At 27.8% G+C, this 19,875-nt stretch carries 15 protein-coding genes; 3 read left to right on the top strand and 12 right to left on the bottom strand.

Features of this window, described 5'->3' with window-relative positions:
* Positions 1-4: 4 nt before the first annotated feature.
* From OW763_RS05065 to OW763_RS16955, 9 genes are all read right to left on the bottom strand, one after another.
* Complete coding sequence (locus tag OW763_RS05065; RefSeq protein WP_268039993.1) at positions 5-784, bottom strand: cell division protein FtsQ/DivIB; 780 nt, start codon at positions 782-784, stop codon at positions 5-7.
* A 142-nt stretch (positions 785-926) separates the two neighbouring features.
* On the bottom strand, positions 927-2,039 hold the full coding sequence (spoVE, locus tag OW763_RS05060; RefSeq protein WP_268039992.1) for a stage V sporulation protein E: 1,113 nt from the start codon (positions 2,037-2,039) through the stop codon (positions 927-929).
* Between the two features lie 25 nt (positions 2,040-2,064).
* Positions 2,065-3,042 (bottom strand): phospho-N-acetylmuramoyl-pentapeptide-transferase, encoded by a 978-nt coding sequence (gene mraY / locus OW763_RS05055; protein WP_268039991.1) that lies wholly within the window; start codon positions 3,040-3,042, stop codon positions 2,065-2,067.
* 23 nt (positions 3,043-3,065) lie between these two features.
* On the bottom strand, positions 3,066-4,436 hold the full coding sequence (locus OW763_RS05050) for a UDP-N-acetylmuramoyl-tripeptide--D-alanyl-D-alanine ligase (RefSeq protein WP_268039990.1): 1,371 nt from the start codon (positions 4,434-4,436) through the stop codon (positions 3,066-3,068).
* Positions 4,437-5,882, bottom strand: a complete 1,446-nt coding sequence (locus OW763_RS05045) for a UDP-N-acetylmuramoyl-L-alanyl-D-glutamate--2,6-diaminopimelate ligase (RefSeq protein WP_268039989.1) — start codon at positions 5,880-5,882, stop codon at positions 4,437-4,439.
* A gap of 186 nt (positions 5,883-6,068) precedes the next feature.
* On the bottom strand, positions 6,069-8,255 hold the full coding sequence (locus tag OW763_RS05040) for a stage V sporulation protein D (protein WP_268039988.1): 2,187 nt from the start codon (positions 8,253-8,255) through the stop codon (positions 6,069-6,071).
* A gap of 15 nt (positions 8,256-8,270) precedes the next feature.
* Positions 8,271-8,768, bottom strand: coding sequence for a hypothetical protein (locus tag OW763_RS05035; RefSeq protein ID WP_268039987.1), 498 nt, complete (start codon positions 8,766-8,768; stop codon positions 8,271-8,273).
* A 27-nt stretch (positions 8,769-8,795) separates the two neighbouring features.
* Entirely contained in the window at positions 8,796-9,725 is a 930-nt protein-coding gene (gene rsmH / locus OW763_RS05030; protein ID WP_268040633.1) for a 16S rRNA (cytosine(1402)-N(4))-methyltransferase RsmH, read from the bottom strand.
* A 59-nt stretch (positions 9,726-9,784) separates the two neighbouring features.
* Complete coding sequence (locus tag OW763_RS16955; protein ID WP_418921789.1) at positions 9,785-9,916, bottom strand: MraZ C-terminal domain-containing protein; 132 nt, start codon at positions 9,914-9,916, stop codon at positions 9,785-9,787.
* Between the two features lie 269 nt (positions 9,917-10,185).
* Between OW763_RS16955 and ychF the strand changes: the two genes are divergently transcribed.
* On the top strand, positions 10,186-11,286 hold the full coding sequence (ychF, locus tag OW763_RS05025) for a redox-regulated ATPase YchF (protein ID WP_268039986.1): 1,101 nt from the start codon (positions 10,186-10,188) through the stop codon (positions 11,284-11,286).
* 98 nt (positions 11,287-11,384) lie between these two features.
* On the opposite strand, the gene OW763_RS05020 is transcribed toward ychF, so the two are convergent.
* Entirely contained in the window at positions 11,385-13,673 is a 2,289-nt protein-coding gene (locus tag OW763_RS05020) for an AAA family ATPase (RefSeq protein WP_268039985.1), read from the bottom strand.
* Between the two features lie 247 nt (positions 13,674-13,920).
* Here OW763_RS05020 and OW763_RS05015 point away from each other — a divergent pair, with 247 nt between their 5' ends.
* Positions 13,921-14,337, top strand: a complete 417-nt coding sequence (locus OW763_RS05015) for a hypothetical protein (RefSeq protein ID WP_268039984.1) — start codon at positions 13,921-13,923, stop codon at positions 14,335-14,337.
* 186 nt (positions 14,338-14,523) lie between these two features.
* On the opposite strand, the gene OW763_RS05010 is transcribed toward OW763_RS05015, so the two are convergent.
* Complete coding sequence (locus OW763_RS05010; protein ID WP_268039983.1) at positions 14,524-17,067, bottom strand: calcium-translocating P-type ATPase, PMCA-type; 2,544 nt, start codon at positions 17,065-17,067, stop codon at positions 14,524-14,526.
* A 211-nt stretch (positions 17,068-17,278) separates the two neighbouring features.
* Here OW763_RS05010 and OW763_RS05005 point away from each other — a divergent pair, with 211 nt between their 5' ends.
* Positions 17,279-18,922 carry a putative manganese-dependent inorganic diphosphatase gene (locus OW763_RS05005; RefSeq protein ID WP_268039982.1) on the top strand — a complete coding sequence of 548 codons (1,644 nt, stop codon included), beginning with the start codon at positions 17,279-17,281 and terminating at the stop codon, positions 18,920-18,922.
* 197 nt (positions 18,923-19,119) lie between these two features.
* Here the strand turns inward: OW763_RS05005 and OW763_RS05000 are convergent, their stop codons facing one another.
* On the bottom strand, positions 19,120-19,797 hold the full coding sequence (locus OW763_RS05000; protein WP_268039981.1) for a hypothetical protein: 678 nt from the start codon (positions 19,795-19,797) through the stop codon (positions 19,120-19,122).
* Positions 19,798-19,875: the final 78 nt, after the last annotated feature.

The raw sequence follows: 19,875 nt of genomic DNA, 5'->3' as shown, positions 1-19,875 counted from the left end.
CCTCCTAGTTTTCCACTAAAAATACAGGTTCTTCTTTAAAACTTACATCTATATATCCTTTTTTACTAATCAAATCATTACTATTCAAAATATTAATGGCAGTATTAAATTTTTTTTCAATATCATCACTTGTCCCTAATTTTATTACCATATTGCCATAATACATCTTTATATTAGTCAAATCTCCTACATCAACCATAGAAGGCTCTGGTATTCCTTTCTTTAATCTCTTAATCAAATCGGTAATATAAGAAATCACTTCTACTTTTCTTGAATCCTTTTTACTAATTACTTCTCCAACTGTAAAGGTCTTTTCTTCAAACCCTTGCAGCTTAAGTAACTTCATTTTGTTTATTGATTCTTTTCTTTCTAAAACAATTCCATCTTTATCTATAACTAAATATTTATTATCTTCCTTAACATAAAATACCGCTGTCCTTTCTTGTACATATATCTTGATTTTATTAGGAAGTTTTCTTTTTATATCTGTACTTAATATATACGGATTTTTAAGTATATTAGTTTTACTTTCTTTGAAATTTAAATAAAATATATTTTTCCTAATATTTAACTTGGATATTTTCTTTATTTCTTCTGAGCTTATATTTCTATTATTAAAAACTTGAATTTCCTTAACATTAAAATAAGGATGCTTTAAACACAACGTAATACTTATAGAAATTAAAATTATAAAAAATAAAAAGCACCTTCTTATTTTTATTTTTCTTCTTCTTTTTTCTATTAGTTTATTTTTATATTTATTGCTTGTTTTTTTTTTAGTCATGATTTAAATCCTTTCAAGCTCAAAATTAATTATCTAAATATATAATACCACATTATATATTTAGATTAAATGTATTTAATGTTTTTTAAATCAAATTAATTTATTACAATTAAAACACAGCATTGCAGTGCAATGCTGTGTTTTAATTGGCAGTTTGTCTTGAAATATTAAGCAAAATTCCCATAGCTATTAAATTAAAAACTAGGGCCGAACCACCATAACTAATAAACGGAAGTGGTACTCCAGTAACAGGCATAGAGCCTGTTACAACTGCTATATTTATAATAGCCTGAACAGCTATAACACCTGTTATTCCAATAGCCAGCAACGTTCCAAATACATCTTTTGCTCTTATAGCAGTTCTTATACCTCTCCATATAAAAAACAAAAATAATAATATTATACTAATACATCCTATAAGTCCAAGTTCTTCACCAATTATAGAGAATATAAAATCATTATGTGGCTCTGGTATATAATAACATTTTTGTCTTGACTGCCCTAGTCCCGCCCCTAAAATTCCTCCAGAACCTAGAGCCAACAAAGACTGTATTAATTGATATCCATCACCTCTAGGATCTTCCCACGGATTTAGAAAACTTACAAATCTTTTCATTCTATATGGCTCAATTACAGTAAAAACCACTCCTGCCATTCCAACTAACATTAAAACCAAAGCTATATGTCTTTTCCTACATCCTGCTGAAAATAAAACAATAATAGTTACTATCATAATTACTGATGCAATACTTAAATTTTTCTCTAAAAGTACAAGCCCTGCATAAAAACCAGCAACAAGTAAATATGGTATAACGCCATATTTAAAATTTTTAATTTTTTCCCCTTTCTGCTCTATACTTTTAGCCATATAGAGTACTACTACATATTTAGCAATTTCTGATGGTTGTATAGATGCTCCTCCTGGTAGATATATCCATCTTCTTGCACCATGATTATCTGGAAAAGCAAAAACCGCCATAAGTAATATGATAGTTACAATCATAAAGAAATTAGTATTTTTCTTTAATTTATGATAATCTCTTTTTTCAGCAACAACCATACAAATCGTTCCAATAATCACCCATAAACTTTGTTTCTTTAGAAAGAACATGTCATCATAACGACATCCCTTACTATGTAATGCTGTATACGAACTAGCACTATATACCATTACTACACCAATAGCAACTAATGTCATTATAGTTGCAAACAGCACAAAATCCACTTGACCCATTTTATTTTTTGGTTTTTTCATATTATATCCTCCTATTTATAATTACTTATAGGGATACTCCTCTCATTCCTATTAGAGCTAAAAAACCAACCAAACATAATATTACAGTAGCTATTGAAAACACAGCAACAACTTTTGTTTCATGCCATCCTCCTAATTCAAAGTGATGATGTATTGGGGACATTCTAAATATTCTTTTTCCAAATAACTTATTTGATGCTACTTGAAGTATTACAGATAAAGTTTCTGCTACATATACACCGCCTACTACTATAACTAGCAAAGGCAACTTTAATATCATAGCTACTACTCCTACTGCCCCACCTAATGCTAAAGATCCAGTATCTCCCATGAAAATTTGAGCCGGATGAGCATTATATCTTAAAAATCCCAGAAGTGCTCCACCTAAAGCTGAACAAAATATAGCAAGAGTATAATATCCAGTTGCATAACTAACTACAGCAAAAAAAGTCATTACAAGCAAAGTAATACTTGTTGCCAACCCATCTAATCCATCTGTTAAATTAACAGCATTAGTAGTAGCCGTAAAATAAATTATTATGAATGGAATGTATAAGGCTCCCAAATTCCAAGTTTTATGTGTAAAAGGAATTATTATACTACTTCCTATATTAGGATTTTTATATCCATAAAATGCAATTATACCAGAAATTATAAGTAATAATATCATTTTTTGTTTAGGATTCAATCCTTCATTGTCCTTATGTATTATTTTAAGCAAATCATCTATAAATCCTATTGCTCCAAACCCAATTAAAGCAAATATTGCTAGTAAGGTTTCACTGCCAGGTTTATTTAAAATAATTAATACTGTTATTACACATGAAATAATAAATATTACTCCTCCCATTGTTGGAGTTCCAGATTTTTTCTTATGACTTTCAGGGCCTTCATTTCTTATATTCTGACCAAATTTCAATTTATGAAACATTGGAATCAATATAGGACCTTGAAGAAGTGCTATGAAAAATGCAACCAATACTGAATATATCATCAAACTCATTTAACTATCCCCTTTAGCAATTTTTAATTTTCAGCTTTAAGTTTATTTACAATACTTTCAAACTTCATACTTCTTGAAGCTTTAACTAATATTACATCTCCATTGTTAGTATTATTTAATAAAAATTCAGATGCATTATTATTATTTTCAAAAGATTTAAATCCTTTATCATTTTTAAATCCTTCTCTATATGCATCATTAAATTCTCCTATAGTTACTAAAATGTCAACACCTTGTTTTGATGCATATTCTGCTATTAGTTTATGTGACTCATTTGCTTTATCGCCGAGTTCCTTCATTGTTCCTAATACTGCTATCTTTCTTTTACCTTCAATAGAATTCATAACATCTAAAGCAGCTTTCATGGAGTCTGGACTAGCATTATAACAATCATCTATTATAGTAATTTTTTCGTTTTTAATTATATCCAATCTCATAGATGTAACGCTTAAATTTTTTATTCCACTCTTCATTTCTTCATATTCTATTCCTAATATTTTTCCTGCTGCAATTCCTAATAAGGCATTTAAAATATTATGCTTACCTGGAATATCAATATGAAACTCTTCTTCATTATTATCATCAGACACCACAAATTCTATAAAACTCTGATTCAGAGTAACATTATCTGCTTTATAATCTGATTCTTTGTTAAATCCTACTTTAACAACTTTATATTTGTCTGAAGGTATTGAAGATAAAAGATCATTTTCAATATTTATTATTAATATATTATTATCATTAAAATAATCTGTTATTTCCATTTTAGCTTTAAGTATATTTTCTCTTGTCTTTAAATTTTCTATATGAGATATTCCTACATTAGTTATTATTGCAACATCTGGTCTTGCTACCTTTGCTAACCTATGAATTTCTCCTAAGTCACTCATACCCATTTCTAACACAGCAATATCATAAGTATTATCAAGTTCAAAAATCATAAGGGGAAGTCCAATTTCATTATTGAAATTTCCTTTTGTTTTAAACACCTTAAACTTAGAGCTTAAAAAAGCTGCTAGCAAATCCTTTGTTGAAGTTTTACCTGTTGATCCTGTAATACCTATGACTTTAACATTTAGTTTACTTCTATAGTACTCTGCTAATGATAATAATGCTTGTTTAGTATCTTCTACTAATATAATTGAGGTATTACCTTTTAATTCATCTGGATTAAACTTTATCTGATCTACTATACATAAATTGGCACCTTTTTCACTTGCTTCTTTTACGTAATCATTACCGTTAAAATTCTCTCCTCTTAATGCTACAAATATACTATTGTTTCTTAATTTTCTTGTATCTGTACTTAAATAATTATATTTTCTACACTCTCCATTTATGTCTACCTTACCATTTACAACTTTAACTATTTCTTCTAAGGTTAATTGTTCCACCTAACGCACCTCCTCTATAATCTGTTTCACAACTTCTCTTTCATCAAAATGTATAACTCTATCCTTTAAAATCTGATAATCTTCATGTCCTTTACCTGCAACAACAACAATATCACCTTTTTTAGCTATTTCTATCGCTTTCTTTATTGCTGCTCTACGGTTTTCAACTACAATGTAATTATCTTTTTCAATTCCTTTTATTACATCTTCTATTATTAAATCAGGATTTTCCGTTCTTGGATTATCTGAAGTTACTATTGCAATATCAGATATTTCTGATCCTAACCTTCCCATTATAGGTCTTTTAGTTCTATCTCTATCTCCACCACACCCAAATACACTTATAAGTTTTCCTTTTGTAAATTCCCTTGCAGTATTTAATATATTTTCAAGCCCATCTGGAGTATGAGCATAATCAATAATAACATCAAAGCCTAAATCATATTCTTTAGTAACTATTTCACATCTTCCTGGAACTACCACATTTTCAAGTCCCTCTTTAATATTTTTTAGTGATATACCTTCATTAATGCACGCAGCTGCACTACATAATGCATTATAAATATTATATCTTCCAGGAATACCCAAATTAACATGTACACTTTGTTCTTTATAATATAAATCAAACTCTATTCCTCTAGAATGAGGAATTATATTTTTAGCCATAACATCCCCATGTCCTTCAGTTGAATATGTAATTTTATTTTGTATGATATCCTTATATATTCTCTTACCATAATTATCATCAATATTTATAACAGAATTATTGGTGTTTTTAAACAACCTTAATTTTGCCTTATAGTAATTTTCAAAATTTTTATGAAAATCTAAATGATCTTGTGTTAAATTTGTAAAAATAGCTTCATCAAATTTTAATCCATATACTCTATCTAAACTTAACGAATGAGATGAAACCTCCATTATACAATATTTAACATTTTCAACTACCATTTTATTAAAAAGCTTATGAAGTTCTAATGATTCAGGAGTAGTTCTTTCAGTTTTTATCTTTTTTTCTCCAACATAATTAGCAATAGTTCCTATAAGTCCTGTTTTATATCCAGAATGTTGAAAAATCGATTTTATCATATATGTAGATGTAGTTTTTCCATTTGTTCCTGTAATACCTATTAATTTCATTTTTTCTGATGGCTTATCATAAAAATTGGATGCACCAACTGCAAGTGCTTCTCTAGTATTATCTACTTTTATCACAATACAATCTGGTAAATTTGCCAACTGCTTACTGCACATAACTACAGCAGCCCCTTTATCATAAGCACTTTCTATATATTTATGTCCGTCAACACTAAACCCTTCTATACAAACAAACATATCTCCTTTTTCAATTTTACGTGAATCATATTCTATTTTATTAATATCTACACTAATATTTCCCTTAATAACTTTATAATTTAATCCTTTTAGTATTTCTAAAAGCTTCATACCTATCACCTCTATAATTTACAAATTAATGTGATTAGCACATTTCCCTTGCTAATCACATTTGATAATTTTTTCTTCAATAATTTTTTCTTTGGCTACTTATCATAGCTTTGCCTTAAAATTTTATTGATTTACTATTGTCTTGTTTTCATTATTTAATATATATGTCCAACCGCTAAAATAAATTTAATCTCCTATTTCTTTTAGCTTAAGAACAATTGTAGTAGTATCTCTATTGATTTTTTGACCTGAACCTATGCTTTGTTCATTAACTACTCCTTTACCTATAATTTTAGCTTTAATTCCTAAATTTTTTAGTAATTTTTCTGCTTTCTCTTTGTTATAACCTTTTAAGTTTGGAACTGCTACTTCCTTATTATAATTTTTTGATGTACCTGTGTAAAGCTGTATTTTTCTGCCTTCCTCTACAGAATATCCTGGTTTAGGTGTTATATCTACAATATATTCTCCCTTTCCATCAATTTTATAATTTAATTTTGATTTTTGTAAAACCTTTATAGCTTCACTCTTTTTTAAACCTCTTACTTCAGGAATAACAACATTTTGAACCATACTATCTATGTTATTTTCTTTTAAAGCCAAATAATTAAATATATCAGTAAAAACTTGTTTTGCAACTGGTGCTGCAATCTGTCCTCCATAATAATTAGAAGGATCCGGTTCATCTATTGATATAAGCAGTGTAATCTTAGGTTTCTTATTAGCCGAAACTGGTGCTATTCCTGCAAAAGAAGCTATATACTTACCTGAAGCATATCTGCCATTCACAACCTTTTGAGCAGTACCAGTTTTACCTCCTATATTATATCCTTCTACAGCCGCCTTTCCGCCTCCTCCTTCTGAAACAACTTTTTCAAGATAACCTCTTAATCTAGCCATAACATCTTCATCTGCTATTCGTTTTTTACCATTATTCTCAAATTTTTTATCTATTATTTTCTCATTATTTTCATCATAATGTACAATTTCTTTCATAACATGTGGTCTTATCCAAACCCCACCATTTGCTATAGTATTTAAAGCTGCTAAATACTGAATGCAAGTTACTGTATTAGTCTGTCCAAATGATATTGTAGCTAAATCTGTTTCACTTATATTTTCTGTTTTTTTCACTATACCTCGTGCTTCACCTGGAAGATCTATTCCTGTTTTCTGTCCAAATCCAAATGCTTTAATATATTTATTTAATCTTTCTGCACCTAGTCTTTCTCCTAAATCCATAAAACCTACATTACAAGAATTTTTAAAGATATCAACAAACTTTTCTGTTCCATGTCCTCCTTTTCTCCAATTCCAGCAGTGAAGTGTTCTTCTTCCTATCTTCTTGCCACCATGACAAGTAATTGTATAAGAATCTTCATCTATTACCTTTTCTGACATAGCTGCTGCCCCTGTTATTACTTTAAATATTGAACCTGGTTCAAAAGTATCACTTACTGCCCTATTTCTCCATTTTTTCTGAAGCTCACCAAAACTTATTCCTTCTTCCCATGGAGAATTTGGATTGTAATCGGGTTTATTAGCCATACCTAGTATTTCTCCATTTTGAGGATTCATAGCAATTATAGTAACTGCTTTAGCCTTATTATCAATTAAAGCCTGCTCTGCAGCTTTTTCACAAAAATGCTGTATCATATCTTCTATAGTCAATATTATATCATTTCCTGGAACAGGTTTTGTATATTCTGAAATAGTATAAGGTAGCTCTTGTTTTTTTATGTCTGTTTCCGATATTTTAACTCCAGGTATACCAGCTAAATATTTATTATACTTAAGTTCTACTCCTGTTAACCCTTTTCCATCTGACCTAGTATGTCCTAATACATGTGCTAAAAAATTTCCATTAGGATAATATCTCTTTGTATCTGGTGAAACAATAACTCCTCTAATTTTTAAGTTTCTAACTTTATCAGCTTCCTCTTTTTCAATTCTTCTTTTTAATGTAGCAGATCCCATCGGTAATCCATTAGGCAATTTTTTATTTAAAATCTTTATTATTTCATCTTTCTCCATGTCTATCGCATCAGCCAACTTAACTGCTATATCTTCATAGGAAATATTATTCTTATCTTTAGTTTTTCTAAGAGTATTCATATCTAAATCTACTCTATATACATTAGCACTTACAGCAAGTTCATGTCCATTTCTATCAAGTATCTTTCCCCTTCTAGCATCAATTTTCACTTCGTTTGTCCATTGTGCTGTTGCAATGTTTTTGTATTCGCCAGATTTAACTATCATCAAATACGACAATCTACATACTAGTCCAAAAAACAAAAGAAAAAGTATGCCAAAAACCCCTAGCATCCTTTGTTTTATTATAACTTTGTCTCTATATTCTTTTTTAGCCACAATATCTTACCTCCGTTAGAACAGTATCTTCTTTATCTTGGCTAGTACACTTTCATTAGACTTATCCTTAACTTTTGTTATTTCATTAAAATTATTTTTTTCTAAATTGGCATACACTGCATTAGCTCTACTTTTAGGAATCATATTTAGATTATCTATAGCATTTCGTTCAATACTCTCTATATTATTAAACATAAGCAGACCTATTCTTAAATTTTCATTTTCTGCATTAACTTTTGAAATCTGCTTTTTTATATCGAGTATATCTTTTTCCATATTGTATATTAAAGAATATCTATATACTAAAGTGATACATACTGTAAATGCTAATATTATATTTCTTAGCACACTTGTCTTTGATCTAATTTGTTTTTGTTTATTAATTTTTTTATGATCTTTCTTAGATTGCTTTAAATCTTTGTATTTATGATCATTTATTCCTCTTGAAGGAACATATTCTGGAGCTAAAGCATTGTTACCATTTACAGTATTTTTTTTGTTCGCCACTATCACTTTATTCCCTCCATTCCCAATTTAGAACTAAATCTTTTCTAACACTCTAAGCTTAGCACTTTTACTTCTTGAATTAAGTTCTTTTTCCTCTTCTGTTGGTTCTATAGGTTTTCTTGTTAAAACCTTTACTATAGGTTTTTTACCACAAATACATATAGGAAATTCTTTTGGACAAGTGCATGGATTTTCAAGTTTCTTATACTTAACTTTTATAATTCTATCCTCTAGTGAATGGAATGTAATTATTGTTAGTCTTCCTCCAATATTTAAACTTTCTACACTATCTTCAACAGCCTGATTCAATATTTCTAATTCTTTATTAACTTCTATTCTAATAGCTTGAAATGTTTTTTTTGCTGGATGACCCTTTCTTTGGAATTTAGCTGGTATAGCACTTTTTATAATGTCTACAAGTTCAAGAGTTGTTTCTATAGGTTTCTCTGTTCTTCTTTCTACAATAAATCTTGCTATTTTTTTAGCAAATCGTTCTTCTCCATATTCCTTGATAATTCTAAAAATATCAGTTTCGCTATAACTATTTATGATATCATATGCCGAAAACTCATTTTCTGTATTCATTCTCATATCAAGGGACGCATCTCTCATATAACTAAATCCTCTTTCAGTAGTATCTAATTGATATGAAGATACTCCTAAATCCATTAGTATACCATCAACTTTATTTATATTAAGTTCTTTTAAAATATTATCTATATTATAAAAATTATCATGAACATAAGTTACATTAGAATATTCTTTCAATCTCTCTTTTGCAGCTTTAAGAGCATTTGTATCTTGATCAATACCAATAAGTCTACCCTTATTAGATAATTTTTTTAATATTTCCTTTGAATGACCCGCGCCACCAAGTGTACAATCTACATATATTCCATCTTCTTTTATATCAAGTGATTCTATTACTTCATTTAATAATACTGATACATGCTTAAACTCTATCATTCAAATATTCTCCTTCTGTCCTTTATATTCCTAGTTTATCAATTTTTACTACTATCTCAATTAAAATCTACATTTAAATTATTATATTTATCCCATTTTTTCTTGCTCCATATCTTAAGTCTATTTATTACTCTAATACTTACTATTTCCTTTTTAGGATTAGCATATTCTAAAAGATTTTGTGGCACAAATGCTCAAATTAATTTTTTCTAAAATACTTAGTATGATATTTAAATAATTCACTACTTTTCTTAGTATTCTATAAAAAACTAAAAACTCCTTCTAATAATTTAAAAAACTTTAATAAAATTTAAAAGTAAATTAAATTATATTCTATAATTTTTTATGGAAACCTGTTATATATTGACATTTACATACCTTCCTTGAAATACTACCTAATCTAGAGTATAATTTATTAGGAAATTATACTAATAAGTAAAGAAAGGACTGTACATAAATGAAGCTAGGAATTGTAGGCTTACCTAATGTAGGAAAAAGTACTTTATTTAATGCAATAACTAAAGCTGGAGCTGAATCTGCAAACTATCCATTTTGTACCATAGAACCCAATATTGGAGTTGTAAATGTTCCAGATAAAAGATTAGATGTACTTGATAAAATGTATAACCCTAAGAAAAAAATATATGCTTCTGTTGAGTTTTATGATATTGCTGGTCTAGTTAAAGGAGCAAGCAAAGGCGAAGGTCTTGGAAATAAGTTTTTATCTCATATAAGAGAAGTTGAAGCAATCGTCCATGTTGTTAGATGTTTTGAAGACAGTAACATAGTGCACGTTGAAGGTTCTGTAGATCCTATTCGTGATATTGAAACAATAAATCTTGAATTAATCTTTGCAGACCTTGAAGTATTAGAAAGACGGCTTGAAAGAACAGTCAAATCTGCTCGTTCTTCAGGCAATAAAGAAGCTAAAGCTGAGCTTACAGTAATGGAAAAAGTAAAAGCCCATCTTGAAGCAAATAAACCTGTACGAACTCTTGAACTTGATGAAAATGAAAGTATAATTGTAAAAAATTTATTTTTAATTACTTCAAAACCTATACTTTATGTAACGAATATTTCTGAAGAAGAGCTTGTATCAGGAAATATAGAAAATGATTTTGTAAAAAAAGTTAAAGATTATGCTAAAGAAGAAAATTCAGAAGTTGTAACTATATGTGCTAAAATTGAAGAAGAATTATCTTCTCTTGAAGATGAAGAAAGAGATGAATTATTATCTGAATATGGCTTAAAAGAACCTGGACTAAATAAGTTAATAAATTCAAGCTACTCTCTTCTAGGTCTTATGAGTTTCTTAACATCTGGTAGTGATGAAGTTAGAGCTTGGACTATAGAAATAGGAACTAAAGCACCTCAAGCTGCTGGTAAAATTCATTCCGATATTGAAAGAGGCTTCATTCGAGCTGAAATAATCTCTTATAATAAACTTATAGAATGTGGTTCTGAAGCAGCTGCAAAAGAAAAAGGCTTCTATAGGCTTGAAGGCAAAGAATATGTAATGCAAGATGGAGACATAGTACATTTTAGATTTAACGTTTAATTTTTCAAAATAAAAAACGTCGGCAAATGCCTACGTTTTTTATTTTGATTTACCAAAATTTTATTATTCTTCGTTATTAATTTCTACCTGTCAAGTAATTACAGCAATATTTTAGAATATTTTCTTATTTCTTTCTTTGCAGTAGAAAAAACTTTTTTATATTCACCCATTAAAGTCTCTACAGCATTCCTAACATCCTTCATAGTATATATGTGGAATTTTCCTTCTCCTATAGCTTTTTCTATTTCATAGCTTAAAATTAAATTATCTTTATTAGAAAAAGGTATTAAAACTCCTTTATTTTCAATAGTATCAATACATTTGCAAGTTTTGAAGAATCCTTCTATTTTTTCATTAATACCACCAACCGGCTGCACTTCACCAAATTGGTTTATAGAACCTGTTACAGCAATATTCTGTTTTATAGGAATATTGCTTAAAGCTGAGATCATGCAAATAAATTCTGCAACCGAAGCACTATCTCCATCTACTTTTCCATATATCTGTTCAAAACTCAAATGGAAATTTACAGGTAATTTACTGTATTTACCGAAACATCCATTTATAACTCCCCTTAAGGTGTTAACTGCTTTATCATGAATATTTCCACTCATATCACTCTGTTTTTGAACATCTATAATATCTCCTCCGCCTTTATAACATGAGCAGGTTATTCTTATTGGTTTTCCAAAACTAAAATATCCAGAATCTATAACAGAAAGTGCATTGATTTGCCCTATTTTTTTATCTGTTACATTAAGCAGTATTTTGCCATCTTTATAGTAATTTCTAATTTCTTTTTCTATCAAATCCTCATCATTTGCTATATCAATTATATCTTTTATTGTAATATTATCTCTATTTTCACTTACAACCTTATTATTAGAAAGCATAAGAATTTTACTTAGTTCTTCATCATTAAAAAATAGTTTATTTTTATTTTCCGCTTTACGTGATAAAAATTTTGCAACTTCCTTAATAGCTTCTTTATTTAAGGATTTTAATTTTTTATCATTACAAATCTCTAAAATTTCATTTACTAGTGCTGCCTTAGTACTTTCATTAATATCCACAACTGGTTTATATTGAGCTTTTATTTTAAATATCTTTTTAAAATCTTCATCATAATTATATAATAAATCATAAATTTGATAGTCTCCTATCAATATTACCTTTACTTTACTTCTAATCGGTTCCGGATTTAAACTACTTAAAGACAAAAGCTCAACATATCCTTTATTGTGGTCAAAATCAACTTTTTCATTCATTATAGTTTTTTTCAAATTATAATATGTTGAAGGATTAGATAAAAGACTATTAGCCCGTATTATAATACAACCTTCATTTGCCTTTAATAAAGAACCGCCCTTAATTAAAGAACAGTCTGTAACATAATTTCCATTTTGATTTTTATATTCTATACTTCCAAGTAAATTATTCACACTAGGATCTTCTTCAAAAATAACTCTAGGTCTTAAAAATTCACTATTATCCACTAAAACATTAACATCATATTTCATTATTATTTCATTAATACCTGCTTCATCATCTTCATATACCATAGAATAATTTTCTACTATTTCTTTCTCTATTTCATTACACATTTCTGTTAAAAATTCCACAGCATTCGAATCACATATAAACTCTTCTTTATACTTTTTTTTGAAATTTTCTACTTCATCTTTCAAATATTTTATTAAAATGTTTTGTATCTTTTCAATTTCACTAATCTCAATATTTTTTAATATTTTTAATATATCTTGTGATTTATTTTTAAGTTCTGAAACTTTATTTAATAATTCCTCTTTTTTATCAGCATCTAAATCATCATATTCTTTTTCTGTCATAACTCCTTCTTCTTTAAGTGGAATAAATGTAAAACCTTTAGAAGCATATCTTATTTCAAATCCTTTACTATTTGCATTTTGCATTAGTTCTGTTATAAGCTCCGTTCTTTTCTTTTGAATATTTTCAATTATTTCGTCTTTTTCTTTATTTACAGAATTATTATAAAAATCATATATAACATTATAATATGTGTCTTGCAATTCTATCACACTTTGTTTTAATATCTTTCCTTTTCCATTCGATAAAATTAAGGACACTGGTTTTTCAACATCATCTTTTATAACATAACATATATCTTTAGGTTTATCTCTATTTTCAAATATATTATTTATAAATTTTTCAATATTTGCTAATTTATTTTTAGAAAAATCATCTATTAAATAAACATTAAATCCCTCTTCATATATTTCTAATGCAGTCTTTATTTTATCATAAACTTCTTCTGTGTATTCTGGTAAATTATCTTTATACTTTTCTAAATCAATACCCTCAATATTAAATTTGTATGTTACATCTCGGGATGATAATTCCATATTCATATTTCTCCCCCTTTCCTGCACCTTACTATATTAATATTCTAAAAATATTAATTTAGGAACAAATTTTGATATAAATGTTTTATTGTATAAATTTAAATTCACAGTATGTACATGTATTAAGCTGTATTAGGTAAAACTATGAATAACTGTTTTAAAAAAAATAATACTATGATATAATAAACCTTAGTTATAATTCATACTTTCATAATTCGCTATATTAGAAATTATATGTAAAGGAGTTAATAGAATGGGTCTTAAGGAAAAGTTATCTCAAAGATATGCAGAATCTTATTTAAAAAAATACGGTGATAGAATTACACAAGCTCAAGGAAAGGTCCTTTCCGTAAAGATACAAGAAAAATCTATACTATGGATTTTTCATAAGTTAACAGTAACAGTAGTAGTAAAGCCAGATAGAAGCAGAAATGTTACAAAATGTTTGTATAGAAAAAATAGATGGTTTAAAAAACCTGAATTTATGAATTTATCTCAAGGTCATTCAGTTGTAGTACAAGGAGTAAAAGGCAAAAAGGGTAAAGGCAATAGTGAACTTATTGAAGTAATGAATATCTTTAACTTAACTACTAAAAAACAACTTGTACCTGTTGAAGGTGGAGATGCTATTAAAAAGCTTCAAAAAGCTCAAAAGGTAAAATACAGATAGTAAGAAAACAATTAAGAGTTAATAATTAACAATTAATCGCAAAACTAATATCTAAATAAAAAGTCGTTGACTTACAACGGCTTTTTATTATTGCTTAATTACACCTAAAATTATCTTTACTTATAGAATTCAGCTTGTTGAATTCACTCCTTAACTCTTAACTCTTAATTGTTAAGAAGTGAAATATTATTTTCTAAAAAATAGATATAAGCTATTTATAAATGAAACAAAGCTTGAGAAAAATATTACTATAATCCATTGTCCTAAATCCAATGAAACTGTATGAAATATTTTTTGTAAAAACGGTATATAAATTATAGATAAGAGCATCACAATAGAAAGCAAAACTGCACCTACCAAATATATGTTAGTAAAAAGCTTTATCTCAAAAATAGAATGTTTCTCAGATCTACACTCAAAAACATGAATGAGCTGAGACATTATTAAAGTTGATAATGCTAAAGTTCTACACGCCTCTAAATTCATATCATAATATTTTCCTGACAAAAATGCGAAAATTGTACATATTCCAATTAAGGTTCCTCTTAAAACAATTTTTTCTTTAAGCCCTCTAGCAAAAACACTCTCATTTTTATCTCTTGGTCTTTGTGTCATTATATCCTTATCTGGAGGATCAACTCCAAGAGCCATAGCTGGTAATCCATCAGTAGCTAAATTAATAAATAAAATTTGAATTGGAAGCAGTGGCGTTTCTAAATAAAATAATGATGATAAAAACATAGTTAATACTTCTCCTAAGTTACACGAAAGCAAATATCTAATAAACTTTCTTATATTATCATATATTACTCTGCCTTCCTCTACTGCAGATACAATAGTAGTAAAATTATCATCTAATAATATCATTGAGGATGCTTCTTTTGTCACATCAGTTCCTGAAATTCCCATAGAAATTCCTATATCTGCTTCTTTAACTGCTGGAGCGTCATTCACTCCATCTCCAGTCATAGCAACAATATTATTTTTCTTTTTAAATGCTTTAACTATACGTAATTTATGTTTAGGACTTACTCTTGCAAATACAGAAATTTTATTTATTTTATTAATTAGTTCTTTATCCGATAAATCATCGATTTCTGTACCTGTTATAACTTCCGAACCATTTTTACATATATTAAGTTCCTTTGCAATGGCATAAGCTGTATTTTTATGATCACCAGTTATCATAACAGGTCTAATTCCTGCAATTTTACAGTTTAATACTGCTTCTCCCGCCTCTGGTCTTGGTGGGTCTTTCATCCCAGCTATTCCTAAAAAAATTAAATTTTCTTCTAACTTATTGTTTTGATTTAAGTTATTTTCTTTATATGCTGCTGCTATACACCTTAATGCATCAAAAGACATTTTTTCAACCTGTTTTACAACCTTTTGTTTATATTCTCTATTAAATAAACTAATTTCACTTCCTATTAAAATATATTTACAATTTTCTATTATTCTTTCTGGTGCACCTTTAACATAACATCTCTTTTTATTTCCTTCATTTACTACTACAGACATCATTTTTCTATTAGAATCAAAAGGAATTTCGTACATTCTTTTAGCTTTAGATACAAAAGTTTTAATACTCTTACTATCCTTAAAAAAAGCTTTTATCAAAGCAGTTTCAGTTGGATCTCCTATTAAAACTTTTTCAAACCTTTTTTGATTAAAATCATAGGTACAGTCATTACAATATACAAATGCTTTTTTTAAGATTTCACAGTTTAAGCATTCCTTTTCTATAACATTACAGCTTCTTTCATTAAAATATATTTTTTCAACAGTCATATTATTTTGAGTTAAAGTTCCTGTTTTATCACTACAAATTATTGAAGTACATCCTAGAGTTTCTACTGCTGGCAATTTTCTAACTAAAGCATTTCTCTTAAGCATTCTTGAAACTCCTAAAGCTAAGGCTACTGTAACTATAGCTGGCATACCTTCTGGAATTGCAGCAACTGCTAAACTAACACCTAAAAGAAGCATTTGATATTTATCTTGCCCTCTAAGTATACCTATAAAAGTAACTATTATACAAATTGCAATGCATATAAAAACCATAACTTTACCTAAAAAAGCTAATTTTTTCTTTAAAGGAGATTTTTCCGTTTCTATATTTTGAAGCATATTTGCAATTTTACCCATTTCTGTCTTCATTCCAGTTTGTGCTATTTTAGCCATTCCTCTTCCTCTTAAAACTATAGTACCCATATATATTTTATTATTCTTACTCTCTCTATTTTTTTCAACTCCTACCGATTCTCCAGTAAGTAATGACTCATCAACCAATAAATTGTTTTCTTCTACCAACACAGCATCTGCTGGTATTTTATCTCCACTCTCAATAACTATTAAATCACCTGGAACTAAGAACTCAGCATTTACAACTTTGACTTCACCATTTCTTATAGCCTTAGCTGTAGGTGCTGCAAGCTCTTTTAAAGCCTCTAAAGATTTTTCTGTTTTATACTCTTGAACAAAACCTAAAACCCCATTCATAATCACTATAATTATAATTGTTATAGAGTCTGCTTTTTCTCCCATAAGTGCTGATAAAATTGTAGCAGCAATTAAAACCCAAATAATAAAATCATTAAACTGGTCCAAAAATATTTTAAAGGATGATATTTTCTTTTTCTTCTTTAGTGCATTTAGCCCATATTTTTGCAATCTTTTATTTGCTTCATCATTAGTAAGACCTCTCATCAAATCTTTTTCCCTAATCATGTTTTTCCCCCTATCCACAATCTAAGAATATTGTGTAACAATATTCTTATAGTGCGTCACACTTTTCTTGTATTCTTATAAATATATATGAAAGCTATGTGGTATCTTATGAAAAAATTATATTTTTTCATAAAAATAATGCAAATTGATGTTTTTGTGGTAAAATAATAAAGTGAAATTTGATTATTTAATTTGGGAGGTATTTTTTTTTATGAAAGACATAATTTATGTAACTGGGCACAAAAATCCTGATACGGATTCAATTTGCTCTGCTATTGCATATGCAGAATTTAAAAACAAAACACAAAACGCTGATGCTATACCAATCAGATTAGGGGAACTAAATAAAGAAACTCAATTTGCATTAGATTATTTTGGAGTAGATACACCAAAATTAGTAAATACTTTAAAAGCTACAGTTAATGACTTAAATATGGATACAGCAGCACCACTTTCTCCAGAAGTTTCTTTAAAAACTGCTTGGAACTTAATGAAAAAAAACAATATAAAAACTATTCCTGTAATAAATGAAAATGATACTTTTCTAGGAATTGTAAGCTTATCCGACTTAACATCCGCATACATGGATATATGGGATAATTACATAATTGCAAAAAGTAATGTTTCATTTGAAAACATGCTTGATGCTTTATCTGGTAAATCAATATACCATAACGATAAATCCAAAAAATTTGATGGTAAAATAATAGTTACAGCTATGAATTCTGAAGGTATCAAAAAAGTTATAGAGCCAGGGGATATAGTAATATGTGGAAACAGAGAAGAAGCTCAGCAATTAGCTATAGAATCTGATACTTCTTTAATGATTGTCACTGGAAACCATGAAATTGATGCTAAAATAATTGAAAAAGCCTCTGAAAAAGGATGCTCTATAATTTCAACTCCATTTGATTCTTTTACAACATCAAGAATGATTATTCAAAGCATTCCAGTAAAATATGTAATGACTAGTGATAACATTATAAGCTTCAAGAATAATGACTTTGTTGAAAATGTACAAGAAACAATGATTAAAACAAGATTTGGAAGCTATCCTATACTTGATGAAAATAATAAAGTGTTAGGAACTATATCACGTTTTCATTTAATTTCCAAAATCAATAAAAACGTTGTATTGGTAGATCATAATGAACTATCTCAATCTGTAGATGGACTTGAAGATGCAGAAGTTACAGAAATAATCGATCATCATAGAATTGCAGATATACAAACAGGTCTTCCAATATACTTTAGAAATGAACCTGTTGGAAGTACAGCTACTATAGTTGCTTCTATATATTTTGAAAATGGAATAAGACCATCTAAGCAAATAGCTGGTTTATTATGCAGTGCTATAATTTCTGATACACTATTATTTAAGTCACCAACATCTACTGATATGGATAAATTAATGCTAAATAGATTATCTAAAATGGCTAATATTAATGTTGAAGATTACGCCCATCAACTGTTTAAAGCCGGTACATCTCTTACTGGTAAAAGTGTACAAGAAATCTTTAATCAAGATTTCAAAACATTTAATTTATTAAACACTAAAATCGGTGTAGGTCAAATTAGCACAATGGATTTAGATGGTTTTGAACCTATGAAGAATGAAATGTTAGAATATATGAATAATAAATGTAAAAATGAGAATTATGATTTACTTTTATTAATGTTAACTGATATTATACAAGAGGGTTCTGAACTAATAGCAGTAGGTGAAAAAACTGATTTAGTACCTATTGCATTTAATGTAACTTTAAAAGATAACTGTGCTTACATCCCCGATTTACTATCTAGAAAAAAACAGGTGATTCCACCACTTACATCAGCAGTTGAATCATCTAAATAAAAACATAGGTTACAACTTTATAATAACCACTTAACTATTAATTATTATATTAATACATACAGAAAAATGAAAGACATAAATATAGAATTTGTCTATATTTATGTCTTTCATTTACCTATAAACTTAAAATTTTATATCTAATAAATATTTTTATCTACTCATTTAAAAGTGCTGATTATCTAAACCATAAAATATATTTATTTTGCTTTGACCATAATAAAACTAAAAAATAATATAAATATAATTATACAAATAATATATGCTATTCCTAAATAATTTTTAACATCCTCATACTCTATAGTTTTTTTGTATTTCCCATAGCTTTTAAAGTAATTTGAGTCATCCTTACTGTAATAAAAATAAAAATTTATAGACTCTACATAAGCAGCTAAAATATTAACATTAAGAAGCGGTCTTTTAAATACACTATTAAAGTAATCCCCTTCAAACTCTATACTAATCTTCTTATGTCTAAATATATAAATAATGTACAAAAATAATTGTACCAACAATGAAGGTATTATAGTAAAAATCATCCAAATCCACATAAGAATAGTATTTTCTTCATTAAATCTTATATAATAAATTATCATATATGCAATAGCAAAATAATTTCCAAAAATAATTATATACAATAATGGAGATGTAAAACCACAAACAAGAGATCTTGTTATGATAGAAATAGAATTATAAAAATTAATTTTTTCTTTCTTTTCTAGACTTTTTCTCTCAGTATTACTAATGTCAATTACTAAAAAAGCAGTAAGACCATTATATAACTCCTTGAATTGAATTTTTTCCAAGAGAAAACTTATTAATATAACTGCGCCAATATAAATGATTTGAATTAAAATCCTATTGTTAATTTTTCTCATTAAATTCTCATCTAATTTAATGAATAATGCCTGTCTATCAATTTTCCAAAATAATACACTTAATAAACACCCAATTAC

This window comes from Clostridium aestuarii, assembly GCF_026735135.1.
Taxonomy (GTDB): domain Bacteria; phylum Bacillota; class Clostridia; order Clostridiales; family Clostridiaceae; genus Clostridium_H; species Clostridium_H aestuarii.
Note: the sequence above shows the minus strand (reverse complement) of the source record. Positions and strands in the feature narration are given on the sequence as shown.